Source organism: Dorea sp. AM58-8 (assembly GCF_003464045.1).
GTDB classification, from domain to species: Bacteria; Bacillota; Clostridia; order Lachnospirales; family Lachnospiraceae; genus Claveliimonas; species Claveliimonas ammoniilytica.
In genome coordinates, this window is record NZ_QSDM01000013.1 from 13,151 (window position 1) to 35,763 (window position 22,613).

Annotated in this window: 22 protein-coding genes; 7 read left to right on the forward strand and 15 right to left on the reverse strand. The window is 38.0% G+C overall.

The genetic code is table 11. The annotated features are described in order from the left end of the window. Positions 1 to 59 precede the first annotated feature (59 nt). From DXA18_RS10260 to DXA18_RS10270, 3 genes are all read left to right on the forward strand, one after another. Entirely contained in the window at positions 60 to 413 is a 354-nt protein-coding gene (locus DXA18_RS10260; protein ID WP_117636447.1) for a helix-turn-helix domain-containing protein, read from the forward strand. A gap of 97 nt (positions 414 to 510) precedes the next feature. After that, on the forward strand, positions 511 to 1,281 hold the full coding sequence (locus DXA18_RS10265; RefSeq protein ID WP_158567119.1) for a caspase family protein: 771 nt from the start codon (positions 511 to 513) through the stop codon (positions 1,279 to 1,281). A 221-nt stretch (positions 1,282 to 1,502) separates the two neighbouring features. Further along, a complete protein-coding gene (locus DXA18_RS10270; protein WP_118383820.1) occupies positions 1,503 to 1,871 on the forward strand; it encodes a hypothetical protein in 369 nt (122 codons plus the stop codon). A 58-nt stretch (positions 1,872 to 1,929) separates the two neighbouring features. Here the strand turns inward: DXA18_RS10270 and DXA18_RS10275 are convergent, their stop codons facing one another. From DXA18_RS10275 to DXA18_RS10290, 4 genes are all read right to left on the reverse strand, one after another. Then, a complete protein-coding gene (locus DXA18_RS10275; RefSeq protein WP_117636445.1) occupies positions 1,930 to 2,475 on the reverse strand; it encodes a hypothetical protein in 546 nt (181 codons plus the stop codon). A gap of 122 nt (positions 2,476 to 2,597) precedes the next feature. Continuing rightward, positions 2,598 to 2,957, reverse strand: coding sequence for a hypothetical protein (locus tag DXA18_RS10280; RefSeq protein WP_117636444.1), 360 nt, complete (start codon positions 2,955 to 2,957; stop codon positions 2,598 to 2,600). Positions 2,958 to 2,969: 12 nt separating this feature from the next. Next, a complete protein-coding gene (locus DXA18_RS10285; RefSeq protein ID WP_243007098.1) occupies positions 2,970 to 3,461 on the reverse strand; it encodes a ParM/StbA family protein in 492 nt (163 codons plus the stop codon). Positions 3,462 to 3,499: 38 nt separating this feature from the next. After that, the gene (locus tag DXA18_RS10290) at positions 3,500 to 3,904 is read right to left on the reverse strand and encodes a hypothetical protein (RefSeq protein ID WP_118383822.1); all 405 of its coding nucleotides are present in this window, start codon (positions 3,902 to 3,904) and stop codon (positions 3,500 to 3,502) included. 251 nt (positions 3,905 to 4,155) lie between these two features. On the opposite strand from DXA18_RS10290, the gene DXA18_RS10295 reads away from it, so the two are divergent. Then, a complete protein-coding gene (locus DXA18_RS10295; protein ID WP_118383823.1) occupies positions 4,156 to 4,734 on the forward strand; it encodes a helix-turn-helix domain-containing protein in 579 nt (192 codons plus the stop codon). 121 nt (positions 4,735 to 4,855) lie between these two features. On the opposite strand, the gene DXA18_RS10300 is transcribed toward DXA18_RS10295, so the two are convergent. From DXA18_RS10300 to DXA18_RS10330, 7 genes are all read right to left on the reverse strand, one after another. Further along, positions 4,856 to 6,175, reverse strand: a complete 1,320-nt coding sequence (locus DXA18_RS10300; RefSeq protein WP_118316768.1) for a hypothetical protein — start codon at positions 6,173 to 6,175, stop codon at positions 4,856 to 4,858. 121 nt (positions 6,176 to 6,296) lie between these two features. After that, a complete protein-coding gene (locus DXA18_RS10305) occupies positions 6,297 to 6,635 on the reverse strand; it encodes a DUF6050 family protein (RefSeq protein ID WP_118383824.1) in 339 nt (112 codons plus the stop codon). After that, a complete protein-coding gene (locus DXA18_RS10310) occupies positions 6,632 to 8,242 on the reverse strand; it encodes a recombinase family protein (RefSeq protein ID WP_158567120.1) in 1,611 nt (536 codons plus the stop codon). The genes DXA18_RS10305 and DXA18_RS10310 overlap by 4 nt, the downstream gene beginning before the upstream one ends. Continuing rightward, entirely contained in the window at positions 8,217 to 9,929 is a 1,713-nt protein-coding gene (locus tag DXA18_RS10315; protein ID WP_118383826.1) for a recombinase family protein, read from the reverse strand. Before DXA18_RS10315 ends, DXA18_RS10310 begins: the two co-directional genes overlap by 26 nt. A 3-nt stretch (positions 9,930 to 9,932) precedes the next feature. Then, the gene (locus tag DXA18_RS10320; RefSeq protein WP_118383827.1) at positions 9,933 to 11,432 is read right to left on the reverse strand and encodes a recombinase family protein; all 1,500 of its coding nucleotides are present in this window, start codon (positions 11,430 to 11,432) and stop codon (positions 9,933 to 9,935) included. Continuing rightward, positions 11,420 to 13,075, reverse strand: a complete 1,656-nt coding sequence (locus DXA18_RS10325; protein ID WP_118383828.1) for a recombinase family protein — start codon at positions 13,073 to 13,075, stop codon at positions 11,420 to 11,422. Before DXA18_RS10325 ends, DXA18_RS10320 begins: the two co-directional genes overlap by 13 nt. A gap of 174 nt (positions 13,076 to 13,249) precedes the next feature. Next, positions 13,250 to 13,510, reverse strand: coding sequence for a DUF6870 family protein (locus DXA18_RS10330; protein WP_226843799.1), 261 nt, complete (start codon positions 13,508 to 13,510; stop codon positions 13,250 to 13,252). 379 nt (positions 13,511 to 13,889) lie between these two features. Between DXA18_RS10330 and DXA18_RS10335 the strand changes: the two genes are divergently transcribed. Next, positions 13,890 to 14,282 (forward strand): plasmid mobilization protein, encoded by a 393-nt coding sequence (locus DXA18_RS10335; RefSeq protein WP_118062420.1) that lies wholly within the window; start codon positions 13,890 to 13,892, stop codon positions 14,280 to 14,282. After that, positions 14,254 to 15,906: a relaxase/mobilization nuclease domain-containing protein gene (locus DXA18_RS10340; RefSeq protein ID WP_118383829.1), complete on the forward strand. Its 1,653-nt coding sequence runs from the start codon at positions 14,254 to 14,256 to the stop codon at positions 15,904 to 15,906. The genes DXA18_RS10335 and DXA18_RS10340 overlap by 29 nt, the downstream gene beginning before the upstream one ends. A gap of 63 nt (positions 15,907 to 15,969) precedes the next feature. Here DXA18_RS10340 and DXA18_RS10345 read toward each other — a convergent pair whose 3' ends face one another. After that, positions 15,970 to 16,407: a hypothetical protein gene (locus DXA18_RS10345; protein WP_055282517.1), complete on the reverse strand. Its 438-nt coding sequence runs from the start codon at positions 16,405 to 16,407 to the stop codon at positions 15,970 to 15,972. A gap of 121 nt (positions 16,408 to 16,528) precedes the next feature. On the opposite strand from DXA18_RS10345, the gene DXA18_RS10350 reads away from it, so the two are divergent. Continuing rightward, positions 16,529 to 16,711 (forward strand): helix-turn-helix domain-containing protein, encoded by a 183-nt coding sequence (locus DXA18_RS10350; RefSeq protein ID WP_278337070.1) that lies wholly within the window; start codon positions 16,529 to 16,531, stop codon positions 16,709 to 16,711. Positions 16,712 to 16,793: 82 nt separating this feature from the next. Here the strand turns inward: DXA18_RS10350 and DXA18_RS10355 are convergent, their stop codons facing one another. From DXA18_RS10355 to DXA18_RS10365, 3 genes are read right to left on the reverse strand one after another with little or no spacing between them, the layout of a single operon-like run. Then, a complete protein-coding gene (locus DXA18_RS10355) occupies positions 16,794 to 17,645 on the reverse strand; it encodes a YodL domain-containing protein (RefSeq protein WP_117650084.1) in 852 nt (283 codons plus the stop codon). Further along, positions 17,642 to 17,875, reverse strand: a complete 234-nt coding sequence (locus DXA18_RS10360) for a transposon-transfer assisting family protein (protein ID WP_029730849.1) — start codon at positions 17,873 to 17,875, stop codon at positions 17,642 to 17,644. Before DXA18_RS10360 ends, DXA18_RS10355 begins: the two co-directional genes overlap by 4 nt. Continuing rightward, positions 17,872 to 22,608, reverse strand: coding sequence for a DUF3849 domain-containing protein (locus DXA18_RS10365; protein ID WP_118383831.1), 4,737 nt, complete (start codon positions 22,606 to 22,608; stop codon positions 17,872 to 17,874). The genes DXA18_RS10360 and DXA18_RS10365 overlap by 4 nt, the downstream gene beginning before the upstream one ends. Positions 22,609 to 22,613: the final 5 nt, after the last annotated feature.

Sequence of the window (22,613 nt, forward strand, 5' to 3'; positions counted from 1 at the left end):
TGTGTGTGGAGTTTCATTGTAAACATTAACTAATAGTCAAAGTCTAGGAGGTGACAGGTTTGGAAGTAGAAATTGATTATCTTGCTATTGGAAAGAGAATCCGCACTGCACGTCTGTCAAAAAAAATGACTCAGGAAACACTTTCAAATATGATTGACGTTGCCCCTACCTATGTCAGCAGTATCGAAAACGGACATACCAAGTTAAGTCTGGCTACTCTGTTAGGGATTGCACAGAGTCTTGATACAACCGTGGATCAGCTCTTATACGATAATACCCCTGTGTTGGTTTCCAAGTTCGATGCTGATATAAAAGAACTTACTTCTGATTGCAGCAATCAGGAAAAAGAATTTTTACTGGAAATTATAAAATCAACAAAAACTGCATTACGCAACTACAAGCCCGTCAAATAATTCAAGGATGCAGAAACTTCTTTATTTCTGCATCCTTCTTTTATACTTTTGCGGTCTTGCTTCCTTGCACTCTTATAATAAACGATGGAGGATTCAAATGAAAAAAAACGCTATACTTTTCTCAGCAAGCAATTATGAAAAATCGTCTCTAGTCAGAACAGACGATCTTCCTGGTGTAAAATATGATATTCAGGCTATGCATAAACGACTTGTTCAAATCGGATTTGATGTCAAACAAATCGAAAACGTCTCAAAAGATCAAATCATTCCTGCTTTAGAAGATAATGCTTCCCATTCGCCTTGTGATGCTATCCATATCGTATACTTTACCGGACACGGCGGACATAATAACGGTAATAATTATATTTATCCAGTTGATTTTGCATCCAAGTTTGAGAAAAGCAAAGATATTGAAGCATCCGCAATGAATATTCAAGATATTATCTCTCTATATAAAGGAAAAGGACGGCTTATCCTCATTCTGGATGCCTGTCGTTCAGATTTTGGCTTATCTAAAAGGTATTATTCTGAGATAACTGCTGCTGAAGATGTATATATTGCTTACGGAACTCAGTTTCAATATACTTCTATCGGTATTGCCAATCAAATGAGTCCATTTACCCAGGCTATCTGTGATGAGATATTAGAACCAAACATTGATGTAGATGAGTTATTTACACGAGTACGCAGAAATGTGTATTCCAAATATCAAATTCAAATCCCTGCCAGTGTTAATGCCCTTCTCAATAGAATTGTTTTACATAAACAGTTAAGTTATACGAATTTCGATGAAGAAGTGTACAAATTTGTAAAAAATATGCGGACGATTACAACAATAAATATGGATACTTTCATGGTGATGATCTGATTTTTATAGACGCCGCTCAATATTTCAATATCAGTTTTTTAGATGCCGTATGGAAATTTAGGAAAGTAGATAATAAGGTATATACTGATAGAGGTGCAAAAATCCCCCTCCTTCCAGAAGATGAATCAAAATTTGTCACCTTTCACGGATTATTCCGTGGCAAAGAATATTTTACATGTGATGAAAATCATACTTGGTATTATAATGGACGCCAAATCCGTATGGGAGAAATTCCACCATTACCAGCAAGTATGCATCCCGAAGCTCCTGAAGTCGGAAAAGAATTATATGTCACCTTTGACATTCAAAAATATGACAATTCTATCATAATAACCACCAACTTGCCTGATAATTATATCCTCCTAGTAAAGAGCAATCTTTCCAAAAATTCAGACCGCAAGACAGTAACAAATGGTTCTGTAATGATTGAAAATGCCCAAAATATTTCATCCATAACCATCGGCTCCGCTTTTATCACCGATTCTTCTGTTAAAGAACAACTAGGAAAAAGAGCCAGAAACCTTCTTGGCAAATATGTAAAATACGATCCTGTTTGTGGAAATCAAATAAGTGCTGTTTTTAACTTTTAACAGAATTACTCATTACTGCTGATATACAATCATTGCATATCAGCAGTAACATATATACTTACTCACAATACAGCCACCGATCACCATCCCAATATGGCTGTGCTTCGCTTCTGGAATTATACATTTCATCAAACAAATTAAAAGCTACTAATCTTGCTGTGTCAAAATCAGAAATCTTTTTCCCATGATAATTCCAACGCCATTCTCCTGCATAGCAAACACCCCATCCCGTGCCGTATTTGCTACGCATGATTGTAATGTTTTCGCCTTTATACTTTAATGTAAAGTTCCCAGATCTAACTACCTGACGCCATTCTTTTTTCATAAAATTCTTTTTTCGTTGTACTCGATTTTTCAAATCTCTTTCCCTTGCTTCCGGATTTTCATAGTCATCCGTCATCTTGCACGCACAATCACACCCTACTCTCAGTTCTCCTCGATATTCCGGATGCGTCATAATATGCACATATCGTATCTTCTCATTACCACACATTTCACATCGTTCGTATCTTATTTCTTCGCCAAAGTCTACTTCCTCCCCCAAATCTTCTATTCCTATTTCCGTCCATCCTTTGTGTGGAATGCCTTTCTTATCCCATCGCATTTTACCGCCTCCCGTCAATATTCATACTAAATATGCTAACATATTATTTTCAAATATACAACATATAGGGAAGTTAGTGCCTATCTTTTTCAGCACAACTTCCCTATACCATACTTCAAATTTTAAATTTCCGAATCAAACATTGACAACCCTGCCAACATCATATCTTCATCCATATCTAAATTTTCATTATCTTCCGACTCCGCTTCTGGCTCATTCTGATTACCTGTCTCAGTCATAGATTTCTCAATTCTTGATAAAAAATCTTTATCCTGCAATAATTGCCTTTTAATATCTTCTATATTTATGTTTCCGGTGGAAGAAACCGTATTCACTGCTGTCTCTCCGTTTTTCATCCAGGCATGAACCAGTTCTGTCACAAGTGCCGTCTTGCATCTTTTCTTGGTCTTTAAATATTCTCCCGCTTCTCTTTGGCGTTCATCATCTTCATTGAAAATCAGCACGACCTTTATCTGTCCCATGAACCGCACCTCCTACCCTCTACGCAGGCGAGCTGCTGTCAATTTTTCATATCCGATAGCATTAGCACGCACATCATCAATAAATTCCACATATTTAAACTCTGAGGAATTTTCAATTTGCTTTCTCAACAGCAAACTTCCACCACCAAGAAAAACAGCCGGATTAGTTCTGAAATCAGTCACATGAGTATGTAGTTTATTAATGATTCTCTGTAACCAGTTTTCTGCCATTCTCTGAATTTCCACAATTACTTCCTCGTCCAGAATGGTTTCCTCCTGCATTAACACCTGTTCCACATCAGAAGAATCTAAGTGAATACCATAGTTCTGCTGTATTGCATTGGAAATTTCCGACCTGAGAACTGCCATACCTGAACGATCACTGACACGGACAGATAAATCCGGTTTTCCATTTCTAATCACCAGAAGATCAACCGTTCCGTCTCCAATATCAATGCAGTTTACTGTGCGGTATTTCTTTAAAAGGCTTGCTTTAAAGCACATAACAGCCGCAAAGTTCTGAGGACTGACAAATACATCCTTCAAATAGAACTTACAGTTTTTCCATTCATTTTAAATGTAATTCCATGTTTTGCATAATCTAAAAAATATTTCTTGAATGATGTTGCCTGCTGCCCATAATCTGCCGGAGGTAATCCGATTCCCAGTACTACATCTTTTCCCGTCAACGTAATTCCCTTATTCCGGGCTTCCATTGTAAGAGCATATAATGTCAAAATAAAATAATCATCATCTACTGTTTTGTCTGCCTTAAATGGCATTTTTGTATCAGACAACGTATAATAGGTTCCCTGGTATTCCAAAATATCCTCATTCATAAATCTTCCCGGTTCTGACACATATCGAACAAGACCACATGGGAAGCATACACTTTCTCCCTTCATATTTCCGTTTCCATGGTCAATTCCAAAAATAAGCTCTGCCATTGCTTTTCCTCCTGTTTTTTAACTGTACTTTAAGTAACATCAGTATATCTCTCAGTTTCAATTTTACTAATATTTAAGTAGCACTTATCTGTAATCTGCTATCACTTTTGTATGTCTTGTTCTACTTAAATATTACTTTTGTATGTGTTTTAAATATACACCATACATTTGTATGTGTCAATACATTTTTATATATTTTTGTGTATTTTATGATAGGAAATATGATATAATCCAGCTATGGAGGTAGCATAATGACTGTTGGTGAAAAAATTAAATATTTTAGAACTTTACATGGTTTTACCCAGGATCAGCTTATACAGGCTACTGGTCTAAGCATAAGTACATTGCAAAAATATGAATCTGATGAACGCAAACCTAAACCGGAACAGCTCTTAAAAATATCCCAGGCACTCGGCATCAGCATAAATGTTTTCATGGATTTTGATATTCATACCGTTTCTGATCTGCTCTCACTTATTTTCAAAATGAATGAGCAACTGGATTTAAACTTTAATTCTCAAAAGGACAGCAATGGGAATATTCTGCCCGATACCCTGACGCTTTCATTTGGAAATCCGGTAATTAACCAAAAACTTTCTACTTACGTTGCTTTTCTAAATAAAATGGCAGATTCAGAAAAGGAACAATACACCCAAGCACTTCAGGAATTAGAGAACCACCTTCTTGATGACAGTACAGATATTCAAAAAACAGCTCCGATTAAGGAGCATCTGCTCCAGCTTCTGATTCTGCTTTTTCCGATCCTTCCTATCAGAAAATACAGAACCTGTTATCTGATTGTACTTCACAGGAAATGGAATGGATTTTAAAGTCTGTACAACTTATAAAAGAATGTATGCGTAATACTCCTGAGTAGCTATAATTTTCCGCAACCAAATACAAAATGAGAGGAAAACAGTTGTCATGCTGCATCCTCTCATTTTCGTACTATCATTTTTTCAAATCTTCTATGATCTTTTCCAGATTAATACCCATTCCATTAAATTGTGGCTGTAAAATCAAATACTCTTTCAACGGTGAAAGCTTACCAAGTATCTTCCTAATCCGACCACTTTTCTTTTCCAGCTCTAATTCCAGCTCCTTCAAGCACAATTTATAATATGGGACTGCAATATTTATTTCCTTCAAATAACCTTTCAGTGTTTCTATGCTTGAAGTGTCATTCAAACGTATGGCTGCATTTCCTAATATTATCAGAAAATCTATACAATCCACGCCCAATGTATTAAACTCGACATTTTCCAGATATTCTTTTAAATTCTTAATCTTATTTTGTTCTACCAAGCAATCCAACAAATAAATCTGTGCAAATGCGTTTTCTTCATATCCCAGACTTGTAGTAAAATGTTGCTCTGCCACTTCATAGTTTCCCAACTTCCAATTTACATAGGCTATGTCAGAAAAATATTTTGCCTTGCCAGAACTATTGAAATTATCAACCTTCATTTGCTTGCGGATCTCCAGAGCTTTATCGAGCCATTTTCTATCTGGCTCAAAATTATAATACAATTCATACATTTGAGCAGTTATATCCTGTGAATACAGCTCAATTTCCGTATAAGGTACTCCTTTTTCCAATTTCTCAATCACTTCATCTGCAATCTTTTTTGCACCCTCATTATCGGATACTAACGAAAGCTGTATTGCCTTGTCAAATTGATATTTTAATTTCATCAGAGAATCCTCTGATTTTTCGGTCAAAATGTCATCTAATTTCAGCAACTTTGTCAACTCGCCTGTTGGTAATATTACTGACCGCAGTAATTCCAACATTCTTTGATCTGTGTGTACATCGACTTTTATATTCTTTGCAATAGCTTCAATCTGTTCTGTGAATCTGCCATCTTCATTATTCAAATCATAATACAACAACTGGTAGTATTCGCATTCATTTTTCCATTCTTCCGCATCAACCAATTTATTTATAGTCTCAAATCTTTCTCCCCAATTATCAGTATTTCCTTCCGGAATGCTGCAAAAAATGCGGTCTGCCAGTTCCGATAATGTGTTTATATCTTGATGAAGTATGAATTTCCCAATTGCCGGATTATCCTTTAAAATTCTATTTGTATGCTTCTTAACTTCCACCAGATAATCCGTCAGCATAGCAATTGCTATGTAATATGCTTTTATATAATTTTTACTTTCACGCTCCCTTTTATAATCCTCTATTTTCATTCCACTGAATGGTTTACAGCAAATCCCATATATTCGTCCTGATCCGCAAAGACATTTTTCATCATCTAACATATTTCTTCTCTCCCTGTTTATGTACTGATTGATATTCTACCACATCTTTCTGCATCAAGAAATGGCAAAATAAAACCACAGGCTGTCAACCCGTGGTCATATTCTCTACCATATTATTCCTTTACATTCTTTTTCCGTTATATCCGGCTAGCATTCTGCTGATCGGATAGCCTACTATGTACCAAATTGCTCTGACTGCCAGACCTGCTGCAATCACACATCCAAATACGCCACCTACAATTACGCACAGGGCAACCATTCCAAGAATACCGGATAAATCCCAGTGCCATGGAACAATAATAAACATATGCGGTATTCCTACCGGAACTCCATACACCAACATCAAGCGGAACCAGTCAATTTCTCCATTCACTATATAAATATACTGTCCAAGCCAGCCGATCAGCAACAAACCTGTGAATACTAAAACCCCTTTACATATAAAATTCTTAAATGTCATGCTTCTTTTTCCCCCTTCTGGTATTTTTCGATTGCCCGCATGAGAATATCATCAAACTTAAACACAACCTCTATCCGTTTTTTATCGTACACATATACTGTATCAATCGTGGCATCAACCAGCTCCTGTGTGATTTTTTCATGCTGCATTTCTCCATCAAGCAGCTCTATCGCAGACGCTACTTTGTTTTTATAAGCACTTTCCTCTACTGATAAGTGAGTAAGTCTTTCCATTTCTGTCTCATTGCGGTTGACTTTATCTGTAAGCTGCTGCTTCATAAGCAAATATTTATCTTTTGTAATAATTCCTTCCGCATATGCTTCATATTGCCGCATTCGCTCACTTTTCAATTTGTCATTTTCTAATTCCAATTGCTTTAGCTTCTTTTTCCTTACACCATCTAACGCATTTGCTTTTTCCTCAATATCTTCCCGAATCATATCAAGTACATAGAGAACTTGTTGCAGTGCATACCATACATGCCCCTCTATAATCATAACAGGAACCGCTTCATCTGAACATTTTGAAAACTTCCCCGTCAGTTTTTTATGCGGACAGTACACTTTATCATTTGCACCAGACTCCATCAGAACCATCGAACGTCTGCAGTTTCCACATCTTAATTTCCCCTTCAATGCAAATTTTCTTGTTCCTCGGTATCCTGGCTTATTCATAAACATGATCGTTGCTTTTGCCAGTTCATATTCTTCTTCTGATACGATTGCCGGATGAACATTTTTTGTAATAACCATATCCCCATATTTTGATTTTCTGGTTATTTTACTTCCAACTGCAACACTCTGTCGTTTTCCCTGTACTAATGCTCCTGTATATTCATATCTGCAAAGGATTGTACGAATCATTCCACAATCCCATAATACTTCTGTCTCTGGTAATTTCTGATTATATCCATAATGTGTCAGACCATTTTCTTTATTATATTTTCCCGGTGTAGGTATCTTCTGCTCATTCATATAATACATAATCTGCGTAGTATTACAGCCTTCTATTGCTTTGTCAAAAATAGCTCTTACATATTTTCCTGCTACCGGATCAATCACCCATTCTCCCGTCTCAGTATCTCTTAAATATCCAAATGGCGGTTTTCCTCCCGTCCATTGTCCGTTTTTCCATTTCACTCTCAACGCACTTTTTATCTTCTTCGAAATATCTTTGCTGTAAAGATTATTAACCAGGTTATGAATAGCCATATCCATTCCCATCGTTTTCCCAAGATAATCATTACTGTCATAATTATTGTTGACTGAAATAAAACGAATTCCCAGTATTGGAAGTATCTGCTCCAGATAATCTCCAACACCAATATAATCCCTTCCAAATCTGGAAAAGTCTTTTACAATGATCGTATCTATCTTTCCTGCCTTTGCGTCTTCTATCATTCTTTTAAATTCCGGACGTTCAAAATTTGTTCCCGTATAGCCGTCATCGGCGTATTCTATATATTCGTCAGCCAGATCATCCCTGTCCTGCAAAAAGTTCACAAGAAGCGTTCTCTGATTTTCAATACTATTACTTTCATCTTTATTATTTTTTCCCAGATCACCATCTGCAAGTGACAATCTAAGATATAATGCGTTCTTCAGCACTCTTAACACCCTCTATCAATTCTATTATCTGCTGGAATTTATCATCACATTTGAAACATACATGAATGTTCCCATTTTTGTATACTTCCACATATTCTACAAGTTCCTGCACCAGCTTTTCATTGAAACTTCGTTCAGACAAATATGGCTCCAGATTATCTACCATATCCATATATCTGTCGGCTTTCTTTTCCAGCATTCTTTGTTTCTGTTTTGCAGCTTGCAATTCATCCCTTAATTCCTGTAAGTTCTGAATGTACCGCTCCTTCATCATGTCAAAATCTTCTTTTTCAACAATACCACATACATAATTTTCATATAATGTTGCATTCTTTTCTTCTGCCTGCGATACCTTTCTTTCCAACATCCGCACATTTGCACCGGCTTCATAAAAAGCATTTTTTTCACTGGTATCGGTTTTCATTTTCTGTAACAACTTTTTCCTGTCGCATAAACTCCTTATAAGAATTTGAATCTGATCCATCACAAGCATTTTCAGTAAATTTTCTTCTATTTTCTGATCACAATGATTTTTAGCATGATTTTGGGCGGAACACGTGTAATACATTCCAACTTTCTCCATCGTTTTATAATTATGCGTATATCGGACACAATACATCGTCCGACCGCAATCTCCACACCGTACCATTCCGGCAAAGTAATCTTTGTATTTCTCCCGATCTTTCATATATTTCACACGCCAGTCCTTCGTTATTTTTTTCATTGCATTTGCTCTTTCCTGCAATTCTTCATAATCGTCTCTGGCAATCATAGGCTGATGCATATCTTTTTGAATATTCCAGTCTTCCGGACTTGTCTTATACTGTTTGACGCCTTTATACAACGCTTGTTTCAATTTTCCTGTCACAATATCTCCGGCATATGTCGGATTATTCAAAATTTTATCTACACTGTCCGCACGCCATTTTGTCTTTTCCAGGGGAACCGTTAAATTTTCCATCTTCTCTCTCTGCCCTGGTGTTGCAATACCCATAAGATTTAATCTGTCTGCAATTTTAGGCTTACTGACTCCCATCATGTACCACTGAAATATCATTCTTACAAATGGGGCTGTCTCCTCATCCACAATCTGTCTGTGCCTGTCTTCTGAGCGAATATACCCAAACGCCACCTTACTCAATGTCACATTTCCATTTCTCCTCTGTGCATCCTTTGCAGCCAATATTTTCTTTGACATATCTTTTGCATACATGGCATTAACCATATTTTTCAGAGGTACACTGATATTCTCCTGATCTTCCTTTCTGGAACTGTCATAATCATCCGTAATTGCAATAAACCTTACATTAAGTCTTGGAAGAATGGTTTCCAGATAATATCCTGTTTCCAAATAATCCCTGCCAAAACGTGATAAGTCTTTTACAACAATGCATTGAATTTTTCCTGTTTTCACATCTTCCATAAGTTTTATGAATCCAGGTCGATCAAAATTGGTTCCACTAAATCCATTGTCACTATATGTACCTGCCAGTCGCAAGTCAGGATGTTCTTCAATATATTTTTCAACCAACATCTGTTGTACTACCAGCGTTTCATCTGTCTCATTTCCACCGTTCTCAACAGACAAACGAACATATATTGCTGTATCTAACAGATTTTTATTTTTGACTATGTCCTGAGAAATATTTACTTCAGTACTTTTATTTCTTCTGCTTTTTCTCGCCATAAACTATTCCTCCAACCATTCTTCTGGAAAATAATCTCTCCATCTCTGCATTGTCAAATACACATGCACCTCTTTGAAATTTGAAACAATTATTTTATTTACCCATTTCTTCACATGTTCAAATCCCAGATCTTCTGGAAGCTCCACTCTCTGAAACGTCTTTATCCATTCATTTTCATTGCTGAATGCTTTCTTCATCTCGGCAAACCGCTCCATAAGTCCTTCAAAATCCATTTCATACATTTGTAGCTGTGACTGTATTTCTTCTTTTTTATTCAGATACTCTGTCTCTGTAAGCTCATTATTTTTAAATTTCTCATATATCGGAATACGATCTTTTTCTACCTGCTCCATTTCCTGAAATATCATCCAAGCCTTTTCTGAATATTGCTGTTGTTCTTTTTGTAACAGTTTCTGTATAGCTTCCGTTTCCAAATATCTGGTCATTCTTTCTGCCATATCCATTTCCGATTGAATTGCTTCTTTTACTGCTCTTGTAACTACGTCTACTTCTATATAAATTCTTTTGCTCTTTGGTAGCTCATTTATCTTTGAATTCAATACAAATACAGACTCTCCGCTTTGAAAATTTCTCAAATACAGTGGTTTTCCTGTTTCTTCATCAAATATTTTATGAACATACGGTCCCAGTTTTCCGCCTTTGCGGTTTTTTGTCGTTGACCGGCTTTTTACAATTTCTTTTGCCTTATCAAATACGCCTTTTTCCAATATCGGAGTAATTGGAATTGTACAGAGTTTTCCATTGATTGTTTTCTTCCAATAGCCGTCATACGCTGTACAGTCTAAGATTCTCCGAAGCGATCCTTCACTCCATTTATTTTCATAATGTGGCCAATGCTTATGTCCCACCCTGGCATTATGTACCATAGGTGATTCAACACCTCTCTCATTCATAATATCGGCTATTTTTTTTACTGATACACCATCCAAAAGCATTTGAAACACTTCACGTATAATCGTAGCTGCTTCTTTTTCAACCAGTAACTCTTTCCGGTCTTCTGAAAGTATGTATCCATACTTTTCATCATGTACGTTATAATATCCTTCAATTTGCTCTCGCACAGCGAACTCCCGCATACTCTTTATCTGTACCGCAATTTTTTCTTTTCTGAAATATTCACCAATTTCTTCTCTGCTTTTTCCGATACTGCAAAAATCATCCTGTACTACTGAAAAATGGATTCCTGCCGGGAAGAATGTTTTTGCAAGGACATCTTCAGCACAGGAAATATATTTACCACAGCGATCAATGCTATTTACCACCACCATATCAAACTTCCTGCTGATACCATCCACTGTCATTTCTTCAAATGCAGTATTCTCGTTATCATCCCTTTTTCTGTCACTGTATTTCGCAACCAGCTTCCAGCCATGCGATTGTATATATTTTTGAATCTGTTCATTCTGCTGCTGAATAATATCTGTCGGAATGCTTTCACTGGATTTGCATGATGTGGTTCTTGTGTAACTTACGCACCGCATTTGAATCTACCTTCCTTTTCTTCTATTTCCCGAATATTTTGAGCTACCTCCGTCATTTCCTGTATTTCATCGGCATACTTAAACTGAATTTCCAGACGGTCTTTTCCATAAACGATAATCTTATCAATTAATGTGACTACTGCTTTACGGTCAAGCTGTGTGATATTCTGATAGCTTTTAAAATCTTCTATCCAGGGATGTTCCCTTTTCCCTTCCACTACTGCCTTTTCTTTCTTTTTTTCCAGTTCACGTTTTGCTTCTTCCGCATTATGCAACTTATCCGAAAATCTCTGGTTATACTCATGGTATTCTTCTCTGGTCACAATATTATCCAACATATCCTGATATAAACGAGTTTTTAAATCTTTATATCTTTCCACTTCCTCATGGAGAACAGTCAACTGCTTTTCCAGTGAATCAAATTCTGTTTTCTTATAATTTTCCATTCCACTGTCCCGGATAATGTTTTCCGCATCTACTAATAATACAATCTGCTTCTGAATCGCTTCCAGCACAACTGCATGTACAATTTTTTCACTGATCAGATGTGAACTGCACCCATCTCCGTTTTTATATGTAGAACAATGGTAATAATAATATCTCTTTCCTTTTTTAGATGTGCTTCTTTTTACCATGTTCTGTCCGCAGTCTCCACAGCGTAAAAATCCCGAAAACAAATATACAGAATCTTCATCCGGTGCAGTACGGGTATCCAGTTCTAGCAGTGATTGTACATACTGAAATATTTCTTCTGCTATGATAGCTTCATGAGTTTTTTCAACCCGAATCCAGTTTTCTTCCGCTACTGGTCTGCACTCTTTTACTTTGTAATTGATCTTACGATTTTTTCCCTGAACCATCGTCCCGGTATAAAGCTCATTTGTCAAAATACGTTTCACTGTCGTAACTGCCCATTTGGGATTAGCTCCTGAACGAAATCCACTGTTATATTTCATTCCACGGCTTCGCTTATACTCCAGTGGTGGCAATACTCCCATTTCATTCAATTTTGTAGCAATCCTCTGAGAACTGTACCCGCCCATTTTCAGATTAAAAATAAACCGAACAATCTCTGCTGCATATTCATCTATGATAAGATGATTTTTGTTCTCTGGGTCTTTCTGATACCCGTATCCTGCAAAGCTTCCTATAAACTGCCCATTTTTTCTTTTCACATCTAACTGACTTCGGATTTTAATTGAGATGTCCCTGCAATAAGCATCGTTTATCAGATTCTTAAAGGGAACTATGATCTGATCTGCATCATCCGATTCCGCAGCACTGTCATAATGGTCTGTAATGGCAATAAACCTGACTCCAAGAAACGGAAATATCTTTTCCAGGTATCGTCCTGTTTCGATATAGTTTCTTCCAAGTCTGGATAAGTCCTTAACGATGATACAGTTGATTTTCTTTTTCTTCACATCTTCGAGCAACCTTTTAAATGCTGGACGTTCAAAATTTGTTCCACTGTAACCATCATCAATATATTCATCGACCAGGGTAATGTCCGGGTGCTGTTTTACAAAATCGTTAATGAGACTTCTTTGATTGCGGATACTATCACTTTCCAGCTTGTCTCCATCTTCTCTGGAAAGTCTTAAATAGTCTGCCGCTAATATAGACTTTTGATTAAAATACATAAAGCCATCAACCTCCTAATTTACTATGCCGTCCGGCAGTGTAAACCAAGAAATTCATGGCTTCTTGAATGCTCTTAAATTTTGACCCAACACCATATTAACATAACTTCTGGCTCACTGCTACACCTTTTTTCATTCTTTTCCAAATTTCTTTCTGACCTGTTTTTTCGTTCTTCATAATGAAATACACCTGCTCAGACTTTCTTCCAGCGTACATTTTCCGGTAAAACTGATTTTCACTGCCACCCCATGAGAAATATAACAATATGGATTCTTAATCTGATGAATATAGTCTGCAATCCGTTCCTCTTGTGGCAACTCCGTTCTTATCTTTACCTGCTCTATATCAATCAGATTACTGGTATCTATATTTTTGAGGTCTACCTCTGCCATTGCCTGCATTTCCTCCGGTGTTGGTAATTCTTTTGCTGACATTCTTTTACACCTCCTGAAAATTTTCTTCTACCTATAAAGCCCGGCAGAGGTTATTTACCAACCCCCTTTTTCAGATTTTTTTACTTTTTTCATTTTAGGGGTTTGTAAAACAGCTTTCTCACGCTTTATTAGTAGAGGGATTTCTTTCTTAGAGCAAGTTTCGCCTTGGCAGCCAAAAACTCGGATACCGAGTTTTGCCAGCAGGCAACTTGATGGGGATTTTGCTCCCCATACCCTCAAATACAATTAAAAATTGTCTCGTTGGTTCCCATTTGCATGGTCACAGCGTAATAAAGTTTTATTACTTGCCTTTCACTGTAAACGTGAAATTTGCCTGTCTGTAAATCATCGGGAGATAACGAAGGAAGGAATAGAAATTATGACAAGACCAAAGAAAGAAAAAGAAATGTCCCGCAATCAACGTATTACTGTCCGATTCACGGACACTGAATTTGCCATTATTGAAAATGCCGCAAAGCAAGCCAACCTGTCGCTGGCAGCTTATGTACGAACTCAAACCTTAAAGGGAAATGTACATACAAAAATCGAGATTGTTGCTGATGTTCCAGAAATTAAAAGTCTGCTTGCAGAGTTCGGTAAAATAGGCAGTAACCTCAACCAGATAGCAAAATATTTTAACCAGGGCGGAATTCTTTCACAGGAAATGCGTGGAGAAATAAATAAGCGTCTTCGGGATTTATATGAAATGAAATACAAGGTAATGGAAATGGCAGGTGATTTTCGTGGCAATACTGAAACATATCGCAAGTAAAAATGCTGATTACGGAGAAGCTGAGCGTTATCTGATTTTTCAGCATGACGAATATACGCAAAAACCTATTCTTGATGATGAAGGGCATATGCTCATTCGTGAAGAATATTATCTTGACGGCTTAAACTGTGATCCGTTCAGTTTTGCTGCTGAATGCATGGAAACAAATGCCTATTTTCATAAAAATCAGTCTTTTAACGAAATCAAATCTCATCATTATATTATCAGCTTCGATCCCAAGGACAGGGACGAACATGGTCTGACGGGTGAACAGGCTCAAAAGTTAGGGTTGGAATATGCCAAAGAGAATTTTCCCGGACACCAGGCACTTGTCTGTACTCACACTGACGGTCATAATGGTAGTGGAAATATTCATGTGCATATCGTAATCAACAGTATCCGCAAATATGACACTGAGCCTCAGCCCTATATGGAATTTGACCGGGATTCAAAAGCTGGCTATAAACATCATCTTTCCGATAGATACCGAATCTATTTGAAGCAAAAAGTCATGGATATGTGTACCGCCAATGGGTTGAACCAGGTAGACCTTCTAACACCTGCGGAAAGGAAAATATCTGAAAAAGAGTACTGGGCAAAACGCAGAGGACAAAAAAAACTTGATAAACACAATGCAGAGCTTGAAAAAAAAGGACTGACTCCAAGGCAGACTACTTTTCAAACCGAGAAGCAATATCTTCGTGATGCGATTGATACAGTTGCTTCACAGGCAATATCACAAGAAGATTTTTCCAGATTGCTGTCTGAAAAATATAATATTACATTCAAAGTCAGTCGTGGCAGATACAGCTACCTGCATCCCAACCGCAGTAAATACATTACTGGAAGAAGCCTTGGTACACTTTATGAGGAAAAACATCTTCTGCAAATATTTCAAGAAAATTCTACCGCACAGATTACTGAAAATCCGGTTCCTGATATTTCTCAAGTTGTTAATTCTTCAACTCCAACAGTTTCTGCCTACACTGCTACAACTACAGAAGCTCCACATACTTTCCTCTTTATAAAATCTGATTTACGGTTGGTAACAGATTTGCAGCATTGTATTAAAGCACAGCAAAGTCAGGCGTATGCTCAAAAAGTAAAACTGTCTAACCTGAAAATGATGGCTCAGACAGTTGCCTATGTACAGGAACATGGCTTTCAATCCAAGGCAGATTTAGATGCAGCTCTTTCCGATGCCTCTGCTCAAAGCACTGATGCAAGAAATACACTAAAATCCACAGAGAATACTTTGAAGAATGTCAATGAACAGATTCATTATACCGGACAGTATCTTGCCAATAAATCTATATATTCTGATTACCGCAAAAGTCGGAACAAAGAAAAATTTTATGATGATCACCGGGCAGAACTTACACTCTATGAATCTGCCCTCCGAATACTCAAAGAAAAATCACAGGGCAATAAACTTCCTACATTAAAAATGCTGCGTGAGGAAAAGAATCGCTTAACAGAATTACAGACGATGCAACGTGAAGACTTTAATGCCCGACGGGAACATGAACGGGAACTCCGTACAGTGTGTTCCAATGTAGATATTATTCTTGGAACCTCACAAGCTCAAAATCGCCAGCGTGAACATACACAAGAAAAATCATAACCGACTTTTTTTCATAAAAATAGAGGTTCTTCCTTAAATCCAGGGAAGCAAACCTCTATTTCTCTATTCTACCTTTTCTCCATCTACATACAATATAAATTTTTCAGGGTTGTGGATAATATCATATTCCCCATTTTCTTCATCTGATAAATACGCTATCTCACAGAATTGCTTATTATCGTTAAAGTCGTTTTCCGTCTTATATACATTGATCTGTAATTCTGTCGGGCATACCATATCATAAGAAAACTTTATAGACTGAAAAGAATTTTCCCTGCACATTTTTATAATCTGTTTTGCCAGTTCCTTTTTATCAGCAATTTCCTCCTGATTTGCTACAACTGTTAAATGTTCCGTAGTGTTAAATCTCGTACTATTGACTGCATCAGGAATTTCCGAAAGTTCCTTCGACTGCACTCTATAAAACCCACTACATATACACAATACACATATGAAACAAACAACTACCAGTACAATTCCTTTTATCCTCTGCTTTTTCAATCCATCTCCTCCTCATTGATATGGGTTCCGAAAACAGAACCTTTGTTACTTTCTATCTTAACCCTATAATGAGGGAAAGACAAGAAAAAGGTGGAGATAGCCGTTGATTAAATATGATAAATTGTGGCTTACCATGCAAGAAAGATGTATCACAAAATACACTCTTCACAAAGAATATCATTTCAGTAAGTCCCTGATACATCGTTTGCAGAATAATGAAGGTGTCAGTATGAACACCATCAACACTCTCTGTAATATTCTGGATTGTAAAATTGAAGATATTGCAACACACTATAAAGACTAGCCCTAACTGATTATTCGGCACTGGCCAGTCTTTTTCTATGCAAAAAAAGAAGCTAGCCACAACTGTGACCAGCCTCTCATTTTTATTTTTTTGTACGCTCCACGTCTTGTCCCATTATCTGCTGCATTGCTTTCTGTCCACTACGCTTGGCAACTTCTTCCTTTTTCTCATTCAGCTTCGCAAGAACGGATTCTTTTGGACGCTTCTTTTTATCTTTCGGTGCAGAATTATTTCTAAGTCCGTCAATCATATTATAATTTGCTTCCTCTGTAATTTCCGCACTTCTCAGGTATTCCCCATTTTCCAGATACTTCTGCCAGTTATCCAGTTTCGGTTTACTATTTTCTGTCTGTTCCTGCACTGGCGGATGCAGAGAATCAAGAATTTTCTGTTTTACCGCATCATCAAATCCATTATAGGTGCTATCTACAATCACTTTGCCGTCCTGGTTCAAAACTACATACGCAACATCTTTCCCATACTGCTCATGTTCCATAAGGAAATAATTCTTGCCTTCTACCAGCAGATAATCTATTACTTCCCATGATCCGTCTTTTCCCTCTATTTCATAGCCAACCGTATCCTTCGTAAGTCCACCGTTTTCCGAAGATGCAACTTTCATAAAATCAGAAATCTCTATAAAAGCATCTTTATTTACATAGTAAACAGTCGTGATCCCATTATCATTCAAGATCATCACGTCACTGGTACTGATTGCATGACCTTTATAATTATGTGGTTGTTTCTTCTCCAGCTCCTTTTTTATCTGCTCTGGCGTTTCTCCCGGTTTCATTGTTCCAAGATACACCTGTTCATAATTTTTCACCTGCACAGGAATCTGATCCTGTGCAAGTTCTTCATAGGTACGGAAAAGAAGGTTTCTCAATTCCGGCTTCTTTTTTAACTGATAAACTGCAAACTGACTTCTACTCATTCTCCATCCACCTCCAAGTCTGCTTTATAAATCTCTACGGTTCTTTCCAGCTCTTTGTATCCTTCATCGCTAAGATAATACAGCTTCTGAATTGTTGTAAATATCAGATACTTCATATCTTCATCCAGATAGGAAAAAATTTCATCCATAGCATTCATTGTCTGAATCCTGTCACCCGCATCAAAAATCGCAACAGCAATATATTCATCTTCCTCAAATCTTACCATCATAATGACACCTCTCCCTTCTTATGTGTTCTGGATTTTTCTTTCGTTGCAGTCTGTTCCTGCTCTTTTATTTTTGCCTGACGTTCCCGGAGTGCCTGAAGAACAGATTCTTTTCTGCTCTTTGGATGTGAAACATTTTCTTTCTGTATAGGCTTATCTCCAACTACCTGTTCTGTTCTTTTTGTAAGTTCCTGCTTCCTGGCAAAATATTTTTCCACATCATCCATTGCTTTCTGAACTAATGAACTTTCCTTATAGTGTTTAATCATCTCCACACCTTCCCGGTCTACTTTTCCCAGTCGCATAAGATCATACGGTCCGTCATAATCGCTTCCATCATGCAGTTCAAATCCAACACCTTTTATCCCATTCATACGTTCAGCGGGAATGGTTTCATAAATGTGTAAGGCTTCTTCCAAAGTAAGATTTTCGTGGTACTCACCCATAACAGGAAATTCCATACACTCCGCAACATAAAAAGTGATCGTGTCTTCCGGCTGTTTCTGCTCTGGCTGTCTGGTAAAAACAGAAAGTGTTTCTGCATTTTTCAGACGTGAAAGTAATGACTGGGCAGTGACTACATCGCTGTCTATATCCGATTCTTCTGTCACCTCAGTCAGCCAGTCTTTTAAACCTGCTGTCTCCTTGTTCAAAATATCCTCTGTGAGTTTCTCAACCTGTTCTTCCCTATTTTCAACGGTATCTTTATATTCATAAGTATCATATTCATAACTAAAATTATCCAAGTCCACTGCGAGTTTCCTGATTTCCTGCTGATCAAGATAGGCTTCCGATTCCTTTATATACTCTGCCAAAGTAATTCTTTCTTCTAAGATTGGGTTAATGTCTACTTTAATGCCTGCTATTGCCATACCATACGAATTCAATTCGTTAAAAAAACTATCCTCTCGAATATTTCCTCGATAAGAAAGCACCACATCAAGATCAGAATCTGCACGATACAGGTCATCTCTGCTTCTGGAACCATGTACTCTCGCCCCAATCAATGTAACTTCATTTTCCAGTCCCATTTCTTCCAGAACAGCTCTTGCATGAAATAAAACTTCATATTCAATTTCTGCCCTGTCCATCCCATTCAATGCTGTTTCACATCTGCCAAGTTCCGAAGTGAATCGAACATCTCCACTGGCCAGCACTTCTTTAGAATGACTGATTACCTTATCCCGAAACTCCCTGTCATCAACTTTTACACATTCAACATCTTCCAATCCTTCATTTTTCAAGCTGGAATACATTGCTTTCTGAATAGAATCTTCTGGATTTCCACAGGCATCTCCTGAAATTTCATGAAGTTCCTGATCATAAACCAGGTATTTATAGCCATCCTCCGTCGGTTGCACTGTTAAATACATACCAGACATTTTAAATTGTACGGTTATTCCCTCATAACTTTTTAATGCCGCTTCCCTGTCATAACCATCAAAAAAAGCCTTTGGGCAAGTACGTTCAAATTGTATCTTCTCCAGTCTCTCTTCTTCTGCATATTCAATTTCTGCATACATTTCTTCATAATCCATCACGCTTGCATCTTCTACCGAAAGTCCTTCCTCTTCTAAAATATTCTCCATTGCCTCAGAAATAGAGATAGTCGGATCATCATAAACACCGCCATCCAGTTCCAGATAATCCTTATCATAAAATGTATAATCATAACCATCTTCTACTGTCTGAATTGTAAAATACCGCTCTCCAATCTGGTATGCTATCTCTGTATCATGCACTTCCAGACTGTTACCTATCTCTTTAAAAGTATTGTATATCTGCGGATTCAGCCATCCCTCCACTTTCTGACAATCATAGATCAGCGTATCTATTCCATTCTTGCACTGGATAAAATCAAGACTGCCTCGCAGCGGTGCTGTATTTTCAATTCCAAGAGCTTTCATTTTATGATTAGGCAGAGAGTAATATGCTCCAAGGGCAGCTCCCAAATCCTTATATCTCTCGATCTTCATCCCACCTTTTGCTGCCAGATCTTCGATCACATAATATTGGTCAATATAATGATTTTCTGGCATTTTCAGGTCAATGCCATTTTTTTCTCTGACTTTATGTATCTCGAAGAAACTAAATTTCTGTTCTTCCCCCTGCAGATTCTGTCCGGTCAGTGTCGGTTCCCATGTATCTTTACTGATCGTCTGCTGTTCCGTTATTTTCATAACTGTCCCGTCTGCTAAGATAACTGTTGCCTGGTCCGAAATATTCATCAGGTCATATACTGTTGCACCTTTTTCTTCCAGATATTCTGAAATAGCTTCCCTGGCTCCTTCATCAAATCCATGCCAGATGTCCTCTGACACCAGTGTTCCATTCTCCGACACAATAATATCTGCCACTTCCTGACCGTATTCCTCACTCCGCATCTGGAAGAATCGCTCACCATGATACGTTTTCATATCCACTGCATACCAGGTGCCTGTATGTCCGTCTGCTTCATACCCTCTTGTATTTTCAGTGATATGCTGATTTTTCACGCCAAGCATCTCTTCCAGTTTCCGGGTGCGGATTTCGTTTCTTGCCATATCAATGAAGCCATTCAAGACTGCAGGGTGGCTGCTCACAATGTAATCCCTGTTCAAATCTATTCCCCGGCTGATATTTTCTGGAACATCAATACCATCAGCCCACCGTTTATTGCCATCAGAAAATCTTCCATCATAGGAGAGCTGTTTCAATGTATTTGCCAGAACAAAGGCAACCCGTTCTTCTCCATATTTTTCAATCACTCCTGTCGCAGTATCCGGGGTCAGGCTCATGCCATCAAAGTTTTCAGTGATTGCCTGTTCGATTGCATTTTTACAGTCAATATTCAGTTTTCTGGAATCCAGGTAAGCGTCTATATTTCTTTCCTGCATAGCATTTTCCAAAGTTCCCATATAAACATCCGGATACGCTTTTACAGAATTGGCATTTAACATTTCAACTCTCTGTGCCACAAAGTCCGGCAGTTCTGTAAATCCAAAGGAATCCACATAGTATGCGGTTAATCTGCCACCCCGATTCATAATGATCACGTCACTGACTGACATGGAATGCCCGGTAAAATCGTTTGGACGCTCTATATTAAATCGCTCAAAGAGATTGTCCAGTGTCGTAGCATCTCTCAGTCTTTCACTGTAAACCATCTGATAGTCTTTGCCATCTACGGTAAATCCCATTTCTTTTGCCGTTTCCAGACTTAAAAACTGATACCCTCTTTCTTCCTGTCCACTGTTAATCTGATAAATACCATAACGTTTTCCATCACTTTCCAGAAGAAGCGTTTCTTTGATCTTTGCTTTTTCTTCCGGTGTCATAACCGTTTCCTGACTTCTCCGGTAATTTTTCCATTCAAATTTTGTCACTCCGAATAATCCGTCATGCTGTAAAATATCCAGTTCCAGATCCATAACCCTTTGCGACTGCTCCTGACCGCCAACTGCTCCGGTCAGTCCGTAAACCGTTACTCCCTCATGGTGCAGCTCCACTGCCCGTTCCCTGGTAAGCGGCAGCATACTTTCCGAATAGAATCCAGCCTCATGCAGTTCAGATAACCCGATCATCGAATCCGGCAGACTGTCAATCTGTTCCTCCGCTTCTCCAATCAGATTTAGTACCGCTTCTCTGTTTCCATCCAGAATAGATTCCGCAAGATTCTCTGCCAGTTTTTCCGTTGCTTCCCTGTCATCCAGTTTATAAGCAAAATTCACGATAAGATTTCTCTGGTCATTGCTGAAAATCGTCCGTTCCTGCTCCAGACGATTAATAGTCTGTTCTGCATACTGCATGGCACTCATTTCTTCTGTCTGCTCCACAACATCTGCTTCCTGCTCTGCTCTTTCTATCTGAAGTTCTTTGAGTTTTTCCTCAATCTGTCCAATCATATCAGCAGAAGTCTTACGGATGGTGTCCATAGAAGCACGAAGCTCTTTCATATTTTTACCGGAAGACCAGCTTGCAATATAGGAAAAAGAATACTCCGATGTGTCCAGTCCGAAATGGTTACATACCACATAGGCAACACTTTCTGCTTCTACTTCCCTTGTAAGCTGATCTTTTACGATGCCCTCTGCTTCCATCTGATCACGATCATGCAATACTGCATGTGCGGTTTCATGCACCGCTGTTTTCATGGTTTGTGCCTCACTCATGCCAGGCTGGATAGCAATATATTTATCGACAAGCTGATAAAAGCCTTTCGCCTCCCCATCAATCTCAATAAAACGGATAGGAACCGGGGCAACCATTTTTAATGATTCCATAAAATCATGGTAGATCAAAACATCTCCCTCCAGTTCTGATACCTCAAACTCTGGAATCGGTTCTCCTGTGGTCTGGCTGACATCAAATACTGTCGTAACCCGGAATTTTGTAATGACACGCTCTACTACTTCTGTTTCCGGCTGTCCATCTTTTCCAATCACAATCTCGCCTGTTTCCGGATCAGTTTTTTCAATCTCCTGTTTCTCTTTAAACGGAGCCGGGGCAATAATCTGGATGCCTTTTTCCCCTCTTTTTACCTGTCGGTTGAATTTCTTCTGCCATGCCTGATACCCCGCTACCAGTGTTGCTTCCGGTTTCTGCATAGCGATCAACAATGTATTATTAAAACTGTAATTATGGAACTTTGCCATTGTGTTCAGATATTCCGTATATTTTTCTGATGTGAATATTTCTGCAACACCCTGTTCCAACTGCTCTGTAATCTGCTTTAACTGTTCTTCTCTGTTTGCCATAATCA